This is a genomic window from Mesorhizobium sp. M0771, from assembly GCF_040320155.1.
Classification (GTDB): Bacteria; Pseudomonadota; Alphaproteobacteria; order Rhizobiales; family Rhizobiaceae; genus Mesorhizobium.
This window is the reverse complement of record NZ_JAMYPC010000006.1, coordinates 169,141-188,954: the sequence shown is the minus strand read 5'-3', so window position 1 is coordinate 188,954 and position 19,814 is coordinate 169,141. Positions and strand designations below refer to the sequence as shown.

Below are 19,814 nucleotides of genomic sequence, written 5' to 3'. Positions count from 1 at the left end.
GCTTATAGCACCGGAATATCGCCCCTCGCCCATCCCTCTGAAATGTCTGATGTGCGCGCCTCGAAGGCCTTTGCCTCGATCGCGGCGCGAATGTCCTGCATCAGCTTCTGATAGTAAGACAGGTTGTTCCAGGTCAGAAGCATCGCGCCCAGCGCCTCCTGCGAGCGCACGAGATGATGCAGATAGGCGCGTGAATAGTCGCGTGCCGCCGGGCAGTCACTCTCCTCGTCCAGCGGCCGCGGATCGTCCGCATGGCGGGCATTCCTGAGATTGACCTTGCCGCGCCTGGTATAGGCCAGGCCATGGCGGCCGGCGCGGGTCGGCATCACGCAGTCGAACATGTCGATGCCGCGCGCCACCGATTTCACGATGTCGTCCGGCGTGCCGACGCCCATGAGATATCGAGGCTTGTTGTCAGGCAATTCCGGACAGGTGATCTCCAGCATATTCAGCATCACCGCTTGCGGCTCGCCGACGGCCAGGCCGCCGACGGCATAGCCCTTCAGCTCCATCGCGCTCAGCGCCTGCGCCGAGCGCACCCTGAGTGCTGCGTTGTCGCCACCCTGGACGATGCCGAACATGGCCTTGCCGGGCTGGTCGCCGAACGCTGTCTTGCAGCGCTCGGCCCAGCGCAGCGACAGCTCCATCGCGCGCTCGATCTGCTTGAGGTCGGCCGGCAGCGCTGTGCATTCGTCGAGCTGCATCTGGATGTCGGAATCGAGCAGGCCCTGGATCTCGATCGAGCGCTCCGGCGACATCTCGTAGGCAGCGCCGTCAATGTGCGAGCGAAAGGTGACGCCCTTCTCGGTCAATTTTCTGAGCTTCGACAGCGACATGACCTGAAAACCGCCACTGTCGGTCAGGATCGGCTGCGGCCAGCGGGCGAATTCATGCAAGCCACCAAGCCGCGCCACGCGCTCGGCGCCTGGCCGCAGCATCAGATGATAGGTGTTGCCCAGGATGATGTCGGCGCCGACGCCGCGCACCTGGTCCATATACATGGCCTTGACCGTGCCGCCGGTGCCGACCGGCATGAAGGCCGGCGTGCGGATTTCGCCGCGCGGCATGGTGATGGAACCGCGCCGCGCCTTGCCGTCAGTGGCGAGGATCTTGAAGGTGAATGTCTCAGCCATTGAATTCCTTGTCATGGACAGGCGCGCCTGGCGCCTGCCTGTCGAGCGACTGCCGGTAGTGGATGCAGCCGCGCATGAATCTCGGCCAGGGCGGCACGGCAATCGATGGATCGGTCCTTTCCGGCAGCAGATCCCACAGGTTGGGGTGATGCCAGCACAAATCGTGGCCGGTGGCATCTCGATGCTGGCGTATGCCGGCACGCAATTTCTTCACTTCGGCGATCAGGCTCTCGCGATCAAAGGCTTGCAGGTCATCGTCCATCGCTCATCTCCGCTCGATAAAGCAGGCTTGCGTCTCCGTAGGAGTAGAATCTGTAACGGTTGTCGATGGCATGCGCATAGGCCGCGCGCATCGTGCCGAGGCCGCTGAAGGCCGAAACCAGCATGAACAGCGTCGAGCGTGGCAGATGGAAATTGGTCATCAGCATGTCGGCAGTCTTGAACCGATAGCCCGGCGTGATGAAGATGTCGGTCGGGCCCGACCATGCGGCGAGCGAGCCATCCGGCCTTGCCGCGCTTTCCAGCAGGCGCAGCGAGGTCGTGCCGACAGCGATGATGCGCCCGCCCCGCGCCTTGGCGCCATTCAGAGCGTCGGCTGTTGCTTCGCTGACCGAGCCGGTCTCGGCATGCATCTTGTGGTCAGCGGTGTCGTCCGCCTTGACCGGCAGGAAGGTGCCGGCGCCGACATGCAAGGTGACGAAGCGGCGTTCGATGCCTTTAGCGTCGAGTGCTGCAAACAGTTCCGGCGTGAAATGCAGGCCGGCGGTGGGCGCTGCCACAGCACCTTCCTCTTTGGCATAGATGGTCTGGTAGTCGGTCAGGTCGCGCGCGTCGTCGTCGCGCTTCGACGCGATATAGGGCGGCAGCGGGATGTGGCCGACGGCATGCAGCGCCTCGTCGAGAAACGGCCCCGACAGGTCGAAACCGAGCAGCACCTCGCCGGCCTCGCCCTTCTCGATCACCGTGGCGTCGAGTTGCCCGAGAAAACAGGAATTGCCGTCATGGCCGAAATGGATGCGGTCGCCGGCGGCGATGCGCTTGCCCGGCCGCATGAAGGCCAGCCAGCGGTCCGGCGCCATGCGCATATGCAGCGTGGCGTCCACCTGCGCCTGCGCTTCGCCGCGCCGCCTGATGCCACTTAACTGGGCAGGAATGACCTTGGTGTCGTTGAAGACCAGAACATCGCCAGCCCTGAGCAAGGACGGAAGGTCGCCAACCGTGCGATCCGAAAGACCCTCGCCCGGCCTGACCACCAGCATTCTGGCGCTGTCGCGCGGCTCGGCCGGGCGAAGCGCGATGCGCTCCTCAGGCAGGTCGAAGTCGAAGAGGTCGACGCGCATCAGTAGAGCCGGACGAGCAGCGCTCCGGCCAACAGCAGCACCGCGCCGGCGATGCGGCCGAGCGAAATCTCGCGCACCGCCACGCCGAGAAAGCCGACGCGATCGATCAGCATGCCGGCCAGCAACTGGCCGGCAACCAGGAACGCCATCAACGCGGCTGCACCGATGCGCGGCGTAAGAATGGTTGACAGGGTAACATAGAAACCGCCGAGCATGCCGCCGGCGATGAACAGCCAAGGCGCCGGCGCCTTCCAGTCGAGCGAGATGTCCTGCAGCCGCACAACGGCAATGGAGATGATACCAAGCACGATCGCGCCCGACAGGAACGAAAACGCAGCAGCCGCGACCGGGAGCCCCAGGCCGCGCGCCAGCTGCGAGTTGATCGGCGCCTGGACGGCGATGAAGGCGCCTGACAGGATGCCGAGCAGCGACCAGACCACGCCCATCATCTTCGTTTGTCCTTACTTGACGTCGGCCGCGACCTTCAGCGACACGATCTTGTCGGGATCGACTACCGGCTCACCGCGCTTGATCTTGTCGACATTGTCCATGCCTTCGATGACCTGACCCCAGACCGTGTACTGGCGGTTGAGGAAAGCGGCATCGTCGAAGCAGATGAAGAACTGCGAATTGGCCGAGTTCGGGTTCTGCGAACGGGCCATCGAGCAGGTGCCGCGACCATGGTTGGCGTTGGAGAACTCAGCCTTCAGGTCCGGCTTTTCCGAGCCGCCCATGCCCGCACGCGACGGCGCGAAGGTCGGCTTCGACGAATTGCCGAACTTCACGTCGCCGGTCTGCGCCATGAAGCCTTCGATGACGCGGTGGAAGACCACGCCGTCATAGGCGCCTTCGCGGGCCAGTTCCTTGATGCGGGCGACGTGGCCGGGAGCCAAATCGGGGAACAGTTCGATGACGACCTTGCCCTTGGTCGTTTCCAGGATGAGCGCGTTTTCGCGGTCCTTGATCTCAGCCATGTCGGATATCCTTTATCTCAGAAAACAGAATGATTTGATAGGTTTACTTGTCGGCGGCGATGCGTACCTTGATCATGCGGTCGGGCTCGCTGACCGTGCCGTTGTCCGCCTCGTTGCCCTTCTTGATCTTGTCCACCAGCTCTATGCCGCTGACGACATTGCCGACGATGGTGTACTGGCCATCGAGGTTCGGCGCCGGCGCGAACATGATGAAGAACTGCGAATTGGCGGAGTTCGGGTCCTGCGAACGGGCCATACCGAGCGTGCCGCGCTTAAAATGTTCGCTCTGCGAGAATTCCGCCGGCAGGTCGGGCAGGTCTGAACCGCCGGTGCCGACGGCCTCGGGGCTGAACCCCTTCTTCATGTTGCCGAACTTGACGTCGCCGGTCTGCGCCATAAAGCCGTTGATGACGCGGTGGAATGCGACATCGTTATAAGCGCCTTCGCGCACCAGCTTCTTGATCTGGGCGACATGCTTGGGTGCCAGGTCGGGGCGTAGCGCGACGGTGACGTCGCCGTTCTTCAAGGTGATGACCATGGTGTTTTCCGGTTCGGCGGCGAAGGCCGAAACGGATGCGGTCACGAGACCGGCAAGCACGACGAGGAACGAGGCGAGCTTTTTCAGCTGCATAAGGGATCTCCGAAGGTCTTTGTTAGGGTGCATGTCGTTGCCCCAAAACCGGCATCCACTTTTGGGCGACATGCACTATTTCGCGAATTTGGCGGTGAGCGCGCCGGCAACGGCGGCCGGTACGAAGGGACGGATGTCTCCGCCCATCGAGGCTATCTGGCGCACAAGTGTGGCGGTAATGGTGCGTACCGATGGACTGGCGGGCAGAAAAACCGTCTGCAGTTCCGGCGCCATGGTCTCGTTCATGCCGGCCATCTGCATCTCGTAATCGAGATCGGTGCCGTCGCGCAGGCCGCGGATCATGATCGAGGCGCCATGCTTGCGGGCCGCGTCGATGACCAGCCCGTCAAAGGCGACGACCTTGATCCGGGCTCCGTCGCGGCCGAATTCGGCGTTCGTCGCGGCCTCGATCAGCTTCACCCGTTCGTCGAAGGAAAACAGCGGCGTCTTGCCGGGATGGGTGCCGATCGCCGCATAAACCGTGTCGGCGACAGCCAGCGATGCCTTCAGGACATCGAGATGGCCGTTGGTCAGCGGGTCGAAGGAGCCGGCATAAAGGGCGATGCGATCGGTCATGGGAGGTGCTTCTAGCGGGGCATTGGGCGGAAGGCAAATGCGATTGGGAACATCTGCGTGAACCTTTTCGCAGACATGAACGACAGATGAATGCCTTGATCACGAAGACTTCACGCCGCGTTCGCTAGTTTGCACTTCGGAAAATGAAACCAAAACCCGATCTAACCGTTGGATAGGCGCAGGAGAACACGCACATGCTGATCTACATGCTCGCCACCGCAATGACCGTCGCCATGCTGATCGCCACCGCATTCGGATTGCATAGCGAGGCAGAGCGCGTCCGTGTCCGCACAAAGCGGTTCGAAGGTTTCGGCGCTCGCTGGCCCCACCGTCGCCCCTGATTTATTGCTAGTTCTTGTTTGCGCCGGCCCATCGGGCCGGCGTTGTTGCTCAAACCTCTTCGGTGCTGTCCGGTACGGCATCTCCGGCGCCGGCCTCAATGACACCCTCTTCGACATCCTCGTCGGCCTGCGGCTCCGAAATCCGTTCGACCGAAACCACCTTCTCGCCTTCGGCGGTGTTGAAGATGGTCACGCCCTTGGTGGCGCGGCTGGCGAAACGGATACCGTTGACCGGCACCCGGATGACCGTGCCGCCATCCGAAACCAGCATGATCTGGTCGTCATTGCCGACCGGGAAAGTCGCCACCAGCTGGCCGATCTCGGCCACCTTCGACACGTCGGTGGCGCGGATGCCCTTGCCGCCGCGTCCGGTCAGGCGGAAATCGTAGGATGACGAGCGCTTGCCGTAGCCATATTCGGTCACCGTCAGCACATACTGCTCATGCGCCTTGAGCTCTTCGTAACGGCTGTCGGAAAGCTCGGTCTCCTCGCCAATCTCCTCATTGGTGAGTGCAATCTCTTCTTCCTCGCCGGTCACCTCGGCGGCAAGCCGCCGCTCCAGTGCTGCCCGCTTGAGGTAGGCGGAGCGTTCCGCCGGTGAAGCATCGACATGCTCGATCACCGACATGGAGATGATGCGGTCGGTCTCGGCCATGCTTATGCCGCGCACGCCGACCGAATTGCGGCTCTGGAAGACGCGCACATCGCCAACGCGGAAGCGGATGCACTGGCCGGAGCTGGCGGTCAAAAGCACATCGTCATTGTCTGTGCAGGTCTCGACGCCGAGGATCTCGTCGCCCTCCTCCTCCAGCTTCATGGCGATCTTGCCGTTGCGGTTGACCTGGACGAATTCGGACAGCTTGTTGCGGCGCACGGTGCCGCGCGTGGTGGCGAACATGACGTCGAGTTCGCCCCAGCTGGTCTCGTCCTCGGGCAGCGGCATGATGGTGGTGATGCGCTCGCCCTGCTCCAGCGGCAGCATGTTGATCAGCGCCTTGCCGCGCGACTGCGGATTGCCGATTGGCAGCCGCCAGACCTTTTCCTTGTAGACGATGCCGCGCGAGGAGAAGAACAGCACCGGCGTATGCGTGTTGGCCACAAACAGCCGGGTGACGAAATCCTCTTCCTTGGTCGACATACCGGAGCGGCCCTTGCCGCCGCGGCGTTGCGCCCGGTAGAGCGACAGCGGCACGCGCTTGATGTAGCCGGAATGGCTGACGGTGACGACCATGTCCTCGCGCTGGATCAGGTCCTCGTCTTCCATGTCGGCGCCGCCGTCGGTGAGCTCGGTGCGGCGCGGCGTGCCGAACTCGTCGCGCACGGCGGCAAGCTCGTCCTTGACGATCTGTTGGATGCGGGCGCGGGACGACAGAATGTCGAGGTAATCCTTGATCTCGTCGCCGATGGTGTTCAGCTCGTCGGCGATTTCGTCACGGCCGAGCGCGGTCAGGCGCTGCAGGCGCAGTTCGAGGATTGCGCGCGCCTGTTCCTCGGAGAGGTTGTAGGTGCCATCCTCGTTGATGCGATGGCGCGGATCGTCGATAAGCAGAATCAACGACTCCACGTCCCCGGAGGGCCAGCGCCGCTCCATCAACTGCTCGCGCGCCGTCTGCGGATCGGGCGCGGTGCGGATCAGCTTGATCACTTCGTCGATGTTGGCGACGGCTATGGCGAGGCCGACCAGCACGTGGGCGCGGTCGCGCGCCTTGCGCAGCAGGAATTTCGTGCGCCGGCTAATCACCTCTTCGCGGAAGCCGACAAACGCCTTCAGCATGTCGGTCAGGTTCATCACTTCCGGCTTGCCGCCGTTCAGCGCCACCATATTGGCGCCGAAGGAGGTCTGCAGCGGCGTGAAGCGGTAAAGCTGGTTGAGAATGACGTCGGCGACAGCGTCGCGCTTCAGCTCAATGACGACGCGGTAGCCCTGGCGGTCGCTTTCGTCGCGAATGTCGGAAATGCCTTCGATGCGCTTGTCGCGCACCAGCTCGGCCATTTTCTCGATCATCGAGGCCTTGTTCACCTGGTACGGGACTTCCGTGATGATGATCGATTCACGGTCGTTTCCGCGCTGTTCGACATTGACCTTGCCGCGCATGACGATGGAGCCACGGCCAGTCGCATAGGCGCTGTAGATGCCGGAACGGCCGAGCACGATGCCGCCGGTCGGGAAATCGGGACCCGGAATGATCTCCATCAGCGCCGGCAAATCGATCGCCGGATTGTCGATGATGGCGATGGCGCCGTTGCAGATCTCGGCCAGATTGTGCGGCGGGATGTTGGTGGCCATGCCGACGGCGATGCCGCCGGAACCGTTGACCAGAAGATTGGGGAAGCGGGCCGGCAGCACCTTCGGTTCGGTGTCGGATGCGTCATAAGTCTCCTGGAAATCGACGGTTTCCTTGTCGATGTCCTCCAAGAGTTCATGCGCGACCTTGGTCAGCCGCGATTCGGTGTAGCGCATCGCCGCCGGCGGATCGCCGTCGATGGAGCCGAAATTACCCTGCCCGTCGATCAGCGGAACGCGCAGCGACCAGTCCTGCGCCATGCGCACCAAGGCGTCGTAGATCGAGGCGTCGCCATGCGGATGGTATTTACCCATCACGTCGGCGACCGGGCGGGCCGACTTCACATATTTGCGGTTCCAGTGGTAACCGCTCTCATGCGCCGCATAGAGAATGCGGCGGTGAACCGGCTTCAGGCCGTCGCGTACATCGGGCAGCGCACGGCTGACGATGACGCTCATGGCATAAGAGAGGTAGGAGCTCTGCATCTCCTCGATGATGGAGATGGGCTCGATGCCGGTAGGGCCGCCGTCGGCGCCGCGCGGGGGTTTTTGGTCGGTCAAATCGGATCACAATCTAATCAGGAATCACTGACCGCTTATATAGGAAGCACGGCCGAAACTCCAATATTCGTGGCGGTTTTCCAACGACAACTTTGGCGGCAATTTCAAATGGATACCGTTGATTGCGACGATTTGGCCATAACGCATTTCGCCGCCGCAAGGGCAAAAGCCTGCGATGGACCGTTTTCAAAGCAAAGAGCGTATCAGGAGGCAGGCGGACGCATCAGCGGGTAGCCACCCGCCGGGCGCGATAGTGGCCAGGCGTTTCGCCCATGACGCGCCGGAAACGGCGGTTGAACGTCGACAAATCGTTGAAACCGGCCTCGAAGGCGATTGCCGAGATGGCATCGCCTGACATGCGCAGCCGCACCGCCGCGCGGTGCAGCCGGGTTCTCAGCAGAAACTGATAGGGCGTCATGCCTGCGACCTGCCGGAAGGTGCGCAGGAAATGATACGGGCTGGTCGCCGTCGCGCAGGCAAGCTCGGAAAGCGAGACCGGCCTGTCGGCATTGAGCTCGATCTGCCGCACCGCCTCGGCAACCCGTTTCTGGTCGCGGCGGCTCGGCGGTCGAACGCCAGGCACCGCATCGCTGGCGACGGGCAGTGCTGCGCCGGCAACTGCCAGTGCTGCGCCGGCAATTCGCAGGCCAAGCTCCTCAAAGGCGTCGATGTCGACCATCTCGCGCGCCGCTTCCGCCTCGGCCAGCAGCGATGCGAGCGCCGGCAAAGGCGGCATATGCGGCACGCCGAAGGCGAGCTTGCTCGCGCCGGGCACGTCGCTGGCGATGCGGTCGAGATAGGCCGGAGCGAAGTGGAAGGACAGGCAACGGTCGCCGGCGCCATGCTCATGCCCGCATTCATAGCAGGCGCCGACATTGCCGAGCAGGATCGCGCCCGGCGCCAGCATGGCGGCGCCTTGCCTGGTGCGGTAGCGGAAGGTGCCGCTGGTGACAGCGGCAACGCAGAAGGTGTCGTGCGCCTCCTCGAACGGGCGGTCGCCGGCGCCGGCCGTGCACAGCACGTCACAGACATACCAACCCTGCCCCGATGCCAGGTTTTGTTCGCTCGTCGTCATGGCTTGAAAGATAGCAATTTTTCCCAAGCGCGACAGCCGGTCGGGCCTATCGCTTGCAGCCTCCTGACATAACGAAGGCAGCAAGTATGAGCGGTACATCCTCCTTTGCCGAAGCGCTCCACAGCGACGGCCCCAATCCCGGCCTGGCTGAAAAGCTGGATCTCTACGGCCGCTTCGTCGGCGCCTGGACATTCGATGCCACGCGCCATCTCGAGGACGGCACGGTTCTCACCGGACGCGGCGAGGTGCATTTCGGCTGGGTCCTGGAAGGCAGGGCGATCCAGGACGTATGGATCCTGCCCGCGCGGGATGCCGGCCCCTCGCCCTCGCTCGGCAAATGGACTTTCAATGGCACAACGCTGCGGGCCTATGATCCCGGCTCGGATGCCTGGCACATCTTCTGGAGCGACCCGCGAAACCAATACTACAGCCGCCAGCTTGGTCGCGCCGAAGGCGACACAATTGTGCAGGTCGGCGCCGACGGCACTGGTTCCTCGGTCCGCTGGAGCTTTTCGCGCATCACCAAAGACAGCTTCCGCTGGCTCGGCGAGCGTTCGCACGACGATGGCAAGACATGGCGTCTCGAAGTCGAGTTCCTGGCGCGCCGCGTCGCCCAGGAACTGATGACGCAACATATTGCAAAAAAGGTGAAAAAACATGCTTGACCATGTCTCGATCGGCGTCCGCGACACCAATTTTTCGAAGCCCTTCTACGATGCCGCGCTAAAGCCGCTCGGTTATTCCTGCCTCAGCCAGTCGCCAGGCTCACTGGGTTATGGTGCGCAAACCGTGGCGCTGTGGGTGAACGACGCGGAGCGGCCAGTGTCATCGGACGAGAAGTCCGGTCTGCATTTCTGCTTTACCGCGCCGACGAGGCAGAGTGTCGTTGCCTTCCATGCCGCCGCCTTGCGTGCAGGCGGCAGCGACAATGGCGCGCCGGGCCTGCGCGCCGAATATGGCGAGAACTATTACGCTGCCTTCGTCGTCGATCCCGACGGCTATCGCCGGGAGGCCTATTGCAACGCTGCCGCCTAACACTGACGCCGTCTCCGGTATCGCCATGTCAGACGGTTCCCACCGGTCGGGCTTTGCTCTACCACTATGGTGGCGCAGGGGTCCGGCCCGGCGGGAGGGGTCAGCGATGCCGAGTTTCGACAGCCTGTTCAACGCCTTCGTCACCATTCTGGTGACCATCGACCCGCCAGGTCTCGCGCCGCTCTTCCTCGCGGTGACACGCGGCATGAACCGCGAGGAACGTCAGCAGGTTTCGGTGCGCGCCTCGATCATCGGCTTCCTCGTGATGGCGCTGTTTGCGGTGGCCGGGGCGTCCATCCTGTCGGTGTTCGGCATCACGCTGCCGGCTTTCCGTGTCGCCGGCGGGTTTTTGCTGTTCTTCATCGCTTTCGAAATGGTGTTCGAGCGCCGCCAAGATCGCAAGGAGAAGATCGGCGACGTCGCCATCACCAAGGACATGATCCACAACATCGCGGCCTTCCCGCTGGCGATCCCGCTGATCGCCGGCCCCGGTGCGATTTCGGCGACTGTGCTACTGTCGGGCTCGTTTCAGGGTTTTGCAGCACAAGCGGCGCTGGTCGGCATCATCTTCGTCTGCCTTGCCATCACCTATCTGGTGTTCGTGCTGTCGGAGCGCATCGACCGCATCCTCGGCCAGACCGGCCGCTCGATCCTAACCCGCCTGCTCGGCGTCATCCTGGCCGCGCTTGCGGTTCAGTTCGTCGCGGATGGCATCAAGGCGCTGATGGCGGGGTAAGCGGCAGCCCCTACTCCACCGCCGTATCGACGACCTCGAAATCGTGAGTGATGACAGCCGTCTTGGCCAGCATGGCCGAGGCCGAGCAGTATTTCTCGATCGACAGGTTGATGGCGCGCTGGACCTTGTCGCGCGACAGCGCCTGGCCCGTGACGATGAAATGCATATGGATGCGGGTGAAGACTTTGGGGTCGGTTTCGGCCCGGTCGGCGTCGAGTTCTACAACACAGTCCTCGATCGCCTCGCGGCCTTTTTCGAGGATGTGGACGACATCATAGGCCGAGCAGCCGCCGGTGCCGATCAGCACCAGCTCCATCGGGCTCGGACCTGGCGTCTTGCCTTCCGGCCCGGGGGCGGTCCCCAGCACCAGTTTGTGGCCGCTGCCGGACTCGCCGACGAAGGTGCGCTCCTCGACCCATTTAATCCGTGCTTTCACGGCAATCTTCCTTTCAGAAAGCGTCACTGGCCGAAGACGACCGTGTGCATGATCCGCCCCGGCAGCAGCGTGAACACGCCGGCGCCGATCAGGGCGAAAACATACAGCGATATCATCACCCTGCGATGTTTGGCGACCCGATGCATATGCGCGTGCCAGACCGCAAGCGGCACGGCGATCAACACTAAAATCGACAAGAGATGGATCGGGCTGAACGGACCGACGAGGCGTATCTGCTGGATCCAGAAACTGGAGATGGCGACGACCATCATCAGCGCCGCCCAGGCATAGCCGACGACACGATGACGCGTCGTGCCTTTCGGCAGCGCCAGTTGCGTAGCGCCAACGGCCAGCGCGGCAAGGGCCGCGAAGGCGTGCCATGGAATGGGAGGGCGCGCCGATAGAAGCGGTCCGAGCGACATCGCACCCTCTCCTCAGATATCGCTGACTATCGTCAGCTCAGAACGGGATTTCGTCGTCCAGTTCGCGCGACGAGCCGCCGCCACCGCCGCCCTTGGAACCGCCGCCACCGCTATTGCCGCCGCGGTTGAAGCTCTCATTGGGGCCAGACTGGCCGAAATCCGAGCCACGGCTCGCGCCGCCGCCGGCATAGTTGCCGACCTGACCGCCGCCCTCGCCGCGAGAATCGAGCATCTGCAGCTCGCCGCGGAATTTCTGCAGCACGACTTCGGTCGTGTACTTGTCGGCGCCGGTCTGGTCTTGCCATTTGCGTGTCTGCAGCTGGCCTTCGACGTAAACCTTCATGCCCTTCTTCAGGTACTGCTCGGCGACCTTGGCGATCTGGTCATTGAAAATGACCACGTTGTGCCATTCGGTCTTTTCCTTGCGCTCGCCGGAGTTCTTGTCGCGCCAGCTTTCCGACGTGGCGATGCGGATGTTGACGACCGGATCACCGGAATTCAGGCGGCGGATTTCAGGGTCCGCGCCGAGGTTACCGACCAGAATGACCTTGTTGACGCTACCCGCCATGACACTTCTCCGTGCTCATCCGAAACAAATTTCAAGTCGTTCACCTTACAGGCCGCGCACAATCCTGGCTTGCCGCGGCTGGCTTTTCCCACAAGGTTTTTGTTCCCTTTTCGTTCCTATACTGTTAACCACGGATTGTCAAGGAATGGCAGCAATCGCCGACGCGGGCGCGTGGATTTAGCTGACACGCAGGGGCGAGAAGCGGTGTCGTCAGCGCCGTTTTTTAGCTGGTGGCAACGGACCGAAAAAGCCGCTCCACTCCATGCCCATGCCATGGGCGCGCTGTGCGATCACGGTTGGCGCCGACATCAGCCCGACTGCAGGTTCAGATTTCAGAGCCGGGTCATTCAGCAATTTCCCGATCGCGCGCCCGTGCCACCACACCTGAGCGACGAGCGCCGCTACCACCGCGATCAGGCCCCAGGTCCCCAATCCTTCGCCGAAGATGTAAATCCCGTATGGCGGGGATAGCGCCGTACCCAGCTTGGCCAACAAGATCACGGCCACGAAACCGATGACGGCGATCGCTCCTATACCGAGTACGAGGCGGCGATAGAGCCTCAGAGCCTCGTTGAGGTTCTCGGCGGACGAAAGATCGACGTTGGAATTCATAAATACTACTCCTGCCTCGCGATGATCGGCCCATCTTGTTCCCCACGGCTTAGAGGCCCGGCAGGATCCAATCAATACGCGGCATTCAAAACACCCCTTGCCAAATCGATAAGTATCGACTTATGCTTTTGCCATGATCGAAGCAGAGATTTTTCGCGCCCTGGCCGACCCGACGCGACGCGCCGTCTACGAGCGGCTGACTTCCGGCGAGATGAGCGTGTCGGAGTTGCGCACCGGCATGAGCGTGTCGCAGCCGGCGGTGTCGCAGCACCTTGCCGTGCTGCGCGGCGCAGGCCTGGTCAGCGAAAGACGCGCCGGCCGCAACGCCTACTATCGCGCCGATCCGCAAGGGCTCGAGCCGCTGCTCGGCTGGATCGAACGCTACCGCGCATTCTGGCCGGAGCGCATCGAAAGACTGAAGGCCGTTTTGAAGGACATGGACCAATGACCGACGAAAAGCAGACGCAGACCGCCAAGGATGCCCTCGCCTTCGAATGCGATCTGCCGGACGCACCGGAAAAAGTGTGGCGGGCACTGACCGTGCCGGACCTCTTGGCGGAATGGATGATGCCGAACGACATCAATCCGGAAACCGGCAGCCGCTTTGCCTTTGCCGGGCCTGAGAAGCCGATCGAGTGCGAAGTGCTCGATGCCGAACCGGGGCGCCTGCTGCGCTATTCCTGGCGCGAGCGTTCCGGCGACGCCAACCGCGAGGAGCTGGAGAGCATCGTCACCTTCACACTCGCCCGCACCGTTTCCGGCGGCACGCATCTGCGCATCGTCCATGACGGGTTTGTCCTGACGCCTGCGGTCGCGATGGCCGGCGCCGGCTGCCGGCTCTGGCTGCGCGCATACAAGCCCAAACCGCCTGTCGCCGCCAACGCGCCACGCCTGTTGCTGCGCGCTGCCTGACCCGGAAAAATCAAAACGGAGACAATGAGATGAGCGGCTTTGCCAATCTGGTGCCGATGGTGATCGAGCAATCGAGCCGCGGCGAACGTGCCTTTCGACATTTTCTCGCGGCTGCTGCGCGAGCGCATCATCTTCGTCAATGGCGAGATCAATGACGGCATGTCGGCGCTGGTCTGCGCCCAGCTCCTGTCGCTGGAATCGGACAATCCCGACAAGGAGATCTCGCTCTACATCAACTCGCCGGGCGGCGTGGTGACCAGCGGCTTCGCCATCTACGACACGATGCAATATGTCAGCTGCCCGGTGTCGACCGTGTGCATGGGCTTTGCCGCGTCGATGGCCTCCTTCCTGCTGATGGCGGGAACGCCGGGGCGGCGCATCGCGCTGCCCAATGCCAGCATCGTGCTGCACCAGCCTCTGGGCGGCTTCCAGGGCCAGGCCTCCGACATCCAGCGCCATGCCGAAGGCATTTTGCGCACCAAGCGGCACATGGCCGACCTCTACGCTCACCATTGCGGCCGCACCCACGAAGAGGTCGAACGCACACTCGACCGCGATTTCTTCATGACCGCGAAGGAGGCCAAGGACTGGGGCCTCGTCGACCACGTCTTCGACACCCGCAAGCAGGCAGCGGCCTGATCGGCGGATTGAATGCAGGCCGGTGTTCCCTCAATTTCAACGCCGCTGGTCTGGCCTCGCCTTGAGCGCGGCACTATAGTCTTGCCATGCGCTACCACCTGAACAGACTGACCATAGCCATTGCCATCACGGCGGCGACATCGAGCATGGCCTTTGCCGGGGGCAGCACCAGCACGTCGCGGAAAGGCGCCCTGCCCGGCGTGGCCGGCGACTACCGCATCGCCAAGCCCGCGCCGCAGCCGGAGCCGGACGACGCGCTGCCTGCCGTCGAGAACGGCACGTTCAAGATCGGCGACACCGATGTCAGGATTTCCGGCAGCATCACTGTCGATGTCGGCACGGGTGGGATCAAGCCGCCGCGCCGGTAGCCCCTTCTCCCAGCTACTATACGGGAGAGAAAGCCTGCGCCGACGACTTCCTCGCAAAAGAACAGCCCCGCCGTTGCTTCCGCTAACGGTCGGGGCTTTTTTTGGATTCCAAATCCAAACTGCCGGTAGTGTTATACCGACTTTGATTTCGGATGCTTCGCGGCATTCAGCCGACGATCCGACTAGCCGTCTCTGATTTTTGTGGGATTCGGCAGGTCACGGTTTGTCTGGTGGTTTGTTGGACTGACGCGATGCGTTCGTTTGGACGCATACACTCCAATGCCTTGAAACTACCTGGCACTTATGCCCGCCGCGGCTCCACTAGCAGGTGGAGCCTCAAGGGACTATCCGGTGGCGTCATGCTCCGCTCCTATGTCCGTTGCGACTGGTGTCAATCCGAAGCACAAATCGCAAAAACCTGCGGCGTCTCGCAGGCCGCTATGGGCGGCGAGGCCATCAAAGACGGCCGGCTCCGTTGACTCCGGCAGAGTGCGCCCCTGATTCGACGGCGTCAACCTTGAATAGCCGGTTACGGAAAATGTGATCGTCGGGAGCTTACGTCAGGGTCAGTTTCTGAAACACCCTTGTCAGTTTCTGCACAGCGTTGTCAGGAGCGTGTTCGGTCTTTGTTCTTTCCGCTTGCCCGTTCGCGCGAAAGACGGTTAAACGGCTTTGGTCGAGAAGTGTGGCGTCTCTCGACGTGGCGGCAAAAATACCTACATAGGGAATGGCCGGGAAAACCCGCCGATCCCACTGACACCAGACCTGAGGCGGCGACCGGCGATGGCCGACCATAAATACCTTTCCATTCGCGGGGCACGCGAACACAACCTAAAGAATGTCGATCTCGACCTGCCGCGTGACAGCCTGATCGTCATGACCGGCCTGTCGGGCTCCGGCAAATCGTCGCTTGCTTTCGACACCATCTATGCCGAGGGCCAGCGCCGTTACGTCGAGAGCCTGTCGGCTTATGCGCGCCAGTTCCTCGAAATGATGCAGAAGCCGGATGTCGACCAGATCGACGGCCTGTCGCCGGCCATCTCGATCGAGCAGAAGACCACGTCGAAGAACCCGCGTTCGACGGTCGGCACCGTCACCGAGATCTACGACTACATGCGCTTGCTGTTCGCGCGCGTCGGCATCCCCTATTCGCCGGCGACCGGCCTGCCGATCGAGAGCCAGACGGTTTCACAGATGGTCGACCGGGTGCTGGCGGTCGAGGAAGGCACGCGCCTTTTCCTGCTGGCGCCGATCGTGCGCGGCCGTAAGGGTGAGTATCGCAAGGAACTGCTGGAGCTGCAGAAGAAGGGCTTTCAGCGCGTCAAGGTCGACGGCGTCTTCTACGAGATCGCCGATGTGCCGGCGTTGGACAAGAAGTACAAGCACGACATCGATGTCGTCGTCGACCGCATCGTCGTGCGCGGCGACCTGGCGACACGGCTTGCCGATTCCATCGAAACGGCGCTCAAGCTGGCGGAAGGGCTGGCGGTGGCCGAGTTCGCCGACCGGCCGCTCGACGCCAGCCAGACCGGCGAGGACTCGGTCAACAAATCGAAGAACGAGACGCATGAGCGCATCCTGTTCTCGGAAAAATTCGCCTGCCCGGTTTCCGGCTTCACCATTCCGGAGATCGAGCCCAGGCTGTTCTCGTTCAACAACCCGTTCGGCGCCTGCCCGACCTGCGACGGCCTCGGCAACCAGCGCGCCATCGACGCCAGCCTGATCGTGCCGGACGAAAACGTCTCGCTGCGCGACGGCGCCGTCAGCCCGTGGGCGAAGTCGACCTCACCCTATTACGCCCAGACGCTGGAAGCGCTGGGCAAAGCCTATGGCTTCAAGCTCGGCGACAAGTTCAAAGACCTGACCGAAGAGGCCAAGGAAGCCGTCCTGCGCGGCACCGGCGAGCGCGAGGTCACCTTCCAATATGATGACGGCCTGCGCTCCTACAAGACGACCAAGACGTTCGAGGGCGTCATTCCCAATCTCGAACGGCGCTGGAAGGAAACCGAATCCGCCTGGATGCGCGAGGAGATCGAGCGCTTCATGTCGGCGACGCCCTGCCCGGTCTGCAAGGGTTACCGGCTGAAGCCGGAAGCGCTGGCGGTCAAAATCGCCGGAAAACACATTGGCGAGGTCACCGAGCAGTCGATCCGCAACGCCGACAAATGGTTCACCGAACTGCCGCCACATCTCAACGACCAGCAGAACGAGATCGCGGTGCGCGTTCTCAAGGAAATCCGTGACCGCCTGCGCTTCCTCAACGATGTCGGCCTCGACTATCTGACGCTGTCGCGCAATTCCGGCACGCTGTCGGGCGGCGAGAGCCAGCGCATAAGGCTGGCGTCGCAGATCGGCTCCGGCCTCACCGGCGTGCTCTATGTGCTGGACGAGCCGTCGATCGGCCTGCACCAGCGCGACAATGCCCGCCTGCTCGACACGCTCAAGCATCTGCGCGACATCGGCAACACGGTGATCGTCGTCGAGCATGACGAGGACGCCATGCTGCATGCCGATTATGTCGTAGACATGGGTCCGGCCGCCGGCATTCATGGCGGCGAGATCATCGCCCAGGGCACGCCGCAGCAGGTGATGGCCAATCCCAACTCGATCACCGGTAAATATCTGTCGGGCGCGCTCGAAGTCGCCACGCCCGGTGTCAGGCGCGAGGCCAAGAAAAACCGCCGGCTGAAGATCGTCGGCGCGCGCGGCAACAATCTCAAGAACGTCACTGCCGAAATCCCGCTCGGCACTTTTACCGCCGTCACCGGCGTGTCTGGCGGCGGCAAATCGACCTTCCTGATCGAGACGCTGTTCAAGGCGGCGTCGCGCCGCATCATGGGCTCGCGCGAGCATCCGGCCGATCACGACCGCATCGAGGGCCTCGAATTCCTCGACAAGGTCATCGACATCGACCAGTCGCCGATCGGCCGCACACCGCGTTCGAACCCGGCCACCTACACCGGCGCCTTCACACCGATCCGCGACTGGTTTGCCGGGTTGCCCGAGGCCAAGGCCCGCGGCTATCAGCCGGGCCGCTTCTCCTTCAACGTGAAGGGCGGCCGCTGCGAGGCCTGCCAGGGCGACGGGGTCATCAAGATCGAGATGCACTTCCTGCCCGACGTCTACGTCACGTGCGACGTCTGCCACGGCAAGCGCTACAACCGCGAGACGCTGGATGTCGTGTTCAAGGGCAAGTCGATCGCGGACGTCCTGGACATGACGGTCGAGGAAGGCGTCGATTTCTTTGCCGCCGTGCCCGGGGTGCGCGACAAGCTGGAGACGCTGAAGCAGGTCGGCCTCGGCTACATCCATATCGGCCAGCAGGCGACGACGCTGTCGGGCGGCGAGGCGCAGCGCATCAAGCTCGCCAAGGAATTGTCGCGCAAGGCGACCGGCAAGACGCTCTACATCCTCGACGAGCCGACCACCGGCCTGCACTTCCACGACGTCGCCAAGTTGCTGGAAGTGCTTCACGAACTGGTCGACCAGGGCAACACGGTGGTGGTCATCGAGCACAATCTCGAAGTCATCAAGACCGCCGACTGGGTGCTCGACCTCGGCCCCGAAGGCGGCGATGGCGGTGGCGAACTGGTGGCACAGGGCACACCGGAAGCCATCGTGCGCGAAAAGCGCAGCTACACCGGCCAGTTCCTGAAGGAGCTTTTGGAGCGGCGGCCCGGAGGCAAGCGCGAAGCGGCGGAGTAACTGACAGACCGGTCGGGCGCCTGGAGAGCTTTGAATGACAGTCCGACAGGCGCTTGCCGGTGATCTCGACGCAGTCGTCTCGCTGACGCAGACCGCCTATGAGCACTACACGCCCCTGTTAGGCGCGCCGCCGCTCCCAGTCACCGAGGACTATGCGCCACGCATCGAGCGTGGCGAGGTCTGGCTCTTGGAGAGCGGCGCGGAACTCGCCGGGCTGATCGTTATTGAGCGCCATCCCGATCATGCGATGATCTTCAGCGTCGCGGTCTCCCCCGCTTTCCAGGGCAGGAAACTCGGCACCGCGCTGCTCGACTTCGCCCAGGAACAGGCGCGGCTATGGGGTGTGCCGGAGGTGCGGCTCTACACCAATTCGCGCATGGAGCGGAACATCGAGATCTATACGGCCTATGGCTTCCACGAAACGGGCCGCCGAGCCAATCCCCACCGTCCCGGATGGACCGTGGTCGACATGATCAAACCGATTGGAAAAATAGCCTGACCGCATTTTTAGAACTGGGAGGAAGACGATGATCAGCCAAGGAACAATCCGCGCCGGGATGGGCGGCTGGACTTTCGAACCCTGGGATACGTCTTTCTACCCGGACAAGCTTTCCAAGGCCAAACAGCTAAGTTACGCCACCCGCCAGGTACCGAGCATCGAGGTCAATGGCACCTACTATTCCAGCTTCAAGGAGCCGACCTTCGTCAAATGGGCGGGCGAGGCGCCGGACGGTTTCGTCTATTCGCTGAAGGGCAATCGCTTCGTCACCAACCGGCGCGTGCTTGGCGAAGCCGGCGAGTCCATGACGCGCTTCCTCGGCTCCGGCATTGCCGCGCTGGGCGACAAGCTGGGCCCGATCCTTTGGCAGTTCGCGCCGACGAAAAAGTTCGACGCCGACGATTTCGAGGCCTTCCTGAAGCTGCTGCCGGAAAAGCAGGATGGCGTCGCGCTGCGCCATGCGCTGGAAGTGCGCAACGACAGTTTCAGCGTGCCGGAATTTGTGAGCCTGGCGCGCAAATACAAGGCGGCGATCGTCTATGCCGACCATGCCAAATATCCTGGTATCGCCGACATCACCGGCGATTTTATCTATGCGCGGCTGCAGACCGGCAGCGACGACAATCCGGATTGCTATACGCCGAAGGGCCTGGACGAATGGGCAGCGCGGGTGAAGACCTGGGCGCAAGGCAAGCAGCCGGCAGATCTGCGGCGCGCCGATCCGACTTTCGACGCGCCGGTGAAACCGCGCGACGTGTTCGTCTACTTCATCACCGAGGGCAAGGTGCGCGCGCCGTTCGGCGCCATGGCGCTGATGAAGCGGGTGAGCTGATCGGTTAAAGCGCGTCGCGCTGAAACGGATTCATACGACGCGATTTAAGTCTTTGTCTTGATGCATGCCGTTGTCCCAGAACCGCGGCACACTTCTGGGCGACATGCATTAGGAGCAATTCCAGGAAAAGTGTGG

At 62.7% G+C, this 19,814-nt stretch carries 23 protein-coding genes and 1 pseudogene; 11 read left to right on the top strand and 13 right to left on the bottom strand.

Going from position 1 to position 19,814, the window contains the following annotated elements; all coding sequences use genetic code 11:
* Positions 1-2: 2 nt before the first annotated feature.
* The 7 genes from tgt to coaD all read right to left on the bottom strand — a co-directional run bounded on the left by tgt (position 3) and on the right by coaD (position 4,654).
* The gene (tgt, locus tag NKI05_RS12030) at positions 3-1,133 is read right to left on the bottom strand and encodes a tRNA guanosine(34) transglycosylase Tgt (RefSeq protein WP_023815795.1); all 1,131 of its coding nucleotides are present in this window, start codon (positions 1,131-1,133) and stop codon (positions 3-5) included.
* Entirely contained in the window at positions 1,126-1,395 is a 270-nt protein-coding gene (locus NKI05_RS12025; protein WP_023815796.1) for a hypothetical protein, read from the bottom strand. Before NKI05_RS12025 ends, tgt begins: the two co-directional genes overlap by 8 nt.
* The gene (gene queA / locus NKI05_RS12020; protein ID WP_023815797.1) at positions 1,385-2,473 is read right to left on the bottom strand and encodes a tRNA preQ1(34) S-adenosylmethionine ribosyltransferase-isomerase QueA; all 1,089 of its coding nucleotides are present in this window, start codon (positions 2,471-2,473) and stop codon (positions 1,385-1,387) included. Before queA ends, NKI05_RS12025 begins: the two co-directional genes overlap by 11 nt.
* Positions 2,473-2,922 (bottom strand): DMT family transporter, encoded by a 450-nt coding sequence (locus tag NKI05_RS12015; protein ID WP_023693398.1) that lies wholly within the window; start codon positions 2,920-2,922, stop codon positions 2,473-2,475. Before NKI05_RS12015 ends, queA begins: the two co-directional genes overlap by 1 nt.
* 12 nt (positions 2,923-2,934) lie before the next feature.
* The gene (locus NKI05_RS12010; RefSeq protein WP_023696509.1) at positions 2,935-3,447 is read right to left on the bottom strand and encodes a peptidylprolyl isomerase; all 513 of its coding nucleotides are present in this window, start codon (positions 3,445-3,447) and stop codon (positions 2,935-2,937) included.
* A gap of 43 nt (positions 3,448-3,490) precedes the next feature.
* Complete coding sequence (locus NKI05_RS12005) at positions 3,491-3,985, bottom strand: peptidylprolyl isomerase (RefSeq protein ID WP_245259922.1); 495 nt, start codon at positions 3,983-3,985, stop codon at positions 3,491-3,493.
* Positions 3,986-4,153: 168 nt separating this feature from the next.
* The gene (gene coaD / locus NKI05_RS12000) at positions 4,154-4,654 is read right to left on the bottom strand and encodes a pantetheine-phosphate adenylyltransferase (RefSeq protein ID WP_023696507.1); all 501 of its coding nucleotides are present in this window, start codon (positions 4,652-4,654) and stop codon (positions 4,154-4,156) included.
* Positions 4,655-4,848: 194 nt separating this feature from the next.
* Here coaD and NKI05_RS11995 point away from each other — a divergent pair, with 194 nt between their 5' ends.
* Positions 4,849-4,995 (top strand): hypothetical protein, encoded by a 147-nt coding sequence (locus tag NKI05_RS11995; protein ID WP_023670953.1) that lies wholly within the window; start codon positions 4,849-4,851, stop codon positions 4,993-4,995.
* Between the two features lie 49 nt (positions 4,996-5,044).
* On the opposite strand, the gene gyrA is transcribed toward NKI05_RS11995, so the two are convergent.
* Positions 5,045-7,840 carry a DNA gyrase subunit A gene (gyrA, locus tag NKI05_RS11990; protein WP_023815798.1) on the bottom strand — a complete coding sequence of 932 codons (2,796 nt, stop codon included), beginning with the start codon at positions 7,838-7,840 and terminating at the stop codon, positions 5,045-5,047.
* A 223-nt stretch (positions 7,841-8,063) separates the two neighbouring features.
* On the bottom strand, positions 8,064-8,915 hold the full coding sequence (locus NKI05_RS11985; RefSeq protein ID WP_023750732.1) for a helix-turn-helix transcriptional regulator: 852 nt from the start codon (positions 8,913-8,915) through the stop codon (positions 8,064-8,066).
* Between the two features lie 86 nt (positions 8,916-9,001).
* Here NKI05_RS11985 and NKI05_RS11980 point away from each other — a divergent pair, with 86 nt between their 5' ends.
* The 3 genes from NKI05_RS11980 to NKI05_RS11970 all read left to right on the top strand — a co-directional run bounded on the left by NKI05_RS11980 (position 9,002) and on the right by NKI05_RS11970 (position 10,686).
* Entirely contained in the window at positions 9,002-9,580 is a 579-nt protein-coding gene (locus tag NKI05_RS11980; RefSeq protein ID WP_023815800.1) for a hypothetical protein, read from the top strand.
* On the top strand, positions 9,573-9,950 hold the full coding sequence (locus NKI05_RS11975; RefSeq protein WP_023815801.1) for a VOC family protein: 378 nt from the start codon (positions 9,573-9,575) through the stop codon (positions 9,948-9,950). The genes NKI05_RS11980 and NKI05_RS11975 overlap by 8 nt, the downstream gene beginning before the upstream one ends.
* Before the next feature lie 106 nt (positions 9,951-10,056).
* Complete coding sequence (locus tag NKI05_RS11970) at positions 10,057-10,686, top strand: MarC family protein (RefSeq protein ID WP_023670949.1); 630 nt, start codon at positions 10,057-10,059, stop codon at positions 10,684-10,686.
* Between the two features lie 10 nt (positions 10,687-10,696).
* Here the strand turns inward: NKI05_RS11970 and NKI05_RS11965 are convergent, their stop codons facing one another.
* The 4 genes from NKI05_RS11965 to NKI05_RS11950 all read right to left on the bottom strand — a co-directional run bounded on the left by NKI05_RS11965 (position 10,697) and on the right by NKI05_RS11950 (position 12,724).
* Positions 10,697-11,122 (bottom strand): OsmC family protein, encoded by a 426-nt coding sequence (locus NKI05_RS11965; RefSeq protein WP_023815802.1) that lies wholly within the window; start codon positions 11,120-11,122, stop codon positions 10,697-10,699.
* A gap of 23 nt (positions 11,123-11,145) precedes the next feature.
* Positions 11,146-11,544 (bottom strand): DUF2306 domain-containing protein, encoded by a 399-nt coding sequence (locus tag NKI05_RS11960; RefSeq protein WP_023726685.1) that lies wholly within the window; start codon positions 11,542-11,544, stop codon positions 11,146-11,148.
* Positions 11,545-11,581: 37 nt separating this feature from the next.
* Complete coding sequence (gene ssb / locus NKI05_RS11955) at positions 11,582-12,112, bottom strand: single-stranded DNA-binding protein (RefSeq protein ID WP_023715842.1); 531 nt, start codon at positions 12,110-12,112, stop codon at positions 11,582-11,584.
* 210 nt (positions 12,113-12,322) lie between these two features.
* A complete protein-coding gene (locus NKI05_RS11950; RefSeq protein ID WP_023815803.1) occupies positions 12,323-12,724 on the bottom strand; it encodes a hypothetical protein in 402 nt (133 codons plus the stop codon).
* Positions 12,725-12,857: 133 nt separating this feature from the next.
* Between NKI05_RS11950 and NKI05_RS11945 the strand changes: the two genes are divergently transcribed.
* The 7 genes and pseudogenes from NKI05_RS11945 (at position 12,858) to NKI05_RS11915 (ending at position 19,679) form a co-directional block, all read left to right on the top strand.
* The gene (locus tag NKI05_RS11945) at positions 12,858-13,172 is read left to right on the top strand and encodes an ArsR/SmtB family transcription factor (protein WP_023670944.1); all 315 of its coding nucleotides are present in this window, start codon (positions 12,858-12,860) and stop codon (positions 13,170-13,172) included.
* On the top strand, positions 13,169-13,636 hold the full coding sequence (locus NKI05_RS11940) for an SRPBCC family protein (RefSeq protein WP_023696505.1): 468 nt from the start codon (positions 13,169-13,171) through the stop codon (positions 13,634-13,636). Before NKI05_RS11945 ends, NKI05_RS11940 begins: the two co-directional genes overlap by 4 nt.
* 29 nt (positions 13,637-13,665) lie before the next feature.
* A pseudogene (locus NKI05_RS11935) lies at positions 13,666-14,275 on the top strand (ATP-dependent Clp protease proteolytic subunit).
* 146 nt (positions 14,276-14,421) lie between these two features.
* A complete protein-coding gene (locus NKI05_RS11930; protein WP_245261915.1) occupies positions 14,422-14,643 on the top strand; it encodes a hypothetical protein in 222 nt (73 codons plus the stop codon).
* Positions 14,644-15,426: 783 nt separating this feature from the next.
* Positions 15,427-18,348 (top strand): excinuclease ABC subunit UvrA, encoded by a 2,922-nt coding sequence (gene uvrA, locus NKI05_RS11925; protein ID WP_023815804.1) that lies wholly within the window; start codon positions 15,427-15,429, stop codon positions 18,346-18,348.
* 34 nt (positions 18,349-18,382) lie between these two features.
* Positions 18,383-18,847 (top strand): GNAT family N-acetyltransferase, encoded by a 465-nt coding sequence (locus tag NKI05_RS11920; protein WP_023688637.1) that lies wholly within the window; start codon positions 18,383-18,385, stop codon positions 18,845-18,847.
* Between the two features lie 28 nt (positions 18,848-18,875).
* Positions 18,876-19,679 carry a DUF72 domain-containing protein gene (locus NKI05_RS11915; RefSeq protein ID WP_023815805.1) on the top strand — a complete coding sequence of 268 codons (804 nt, stop codon included), beginning with the start codon at positions 18,876-18,878 and terminating at the stop codon, positions 19,677-19,679.
* The last annotated feature ends 135 nt before the right edge of the window (positions 19,680-19,814 follow it).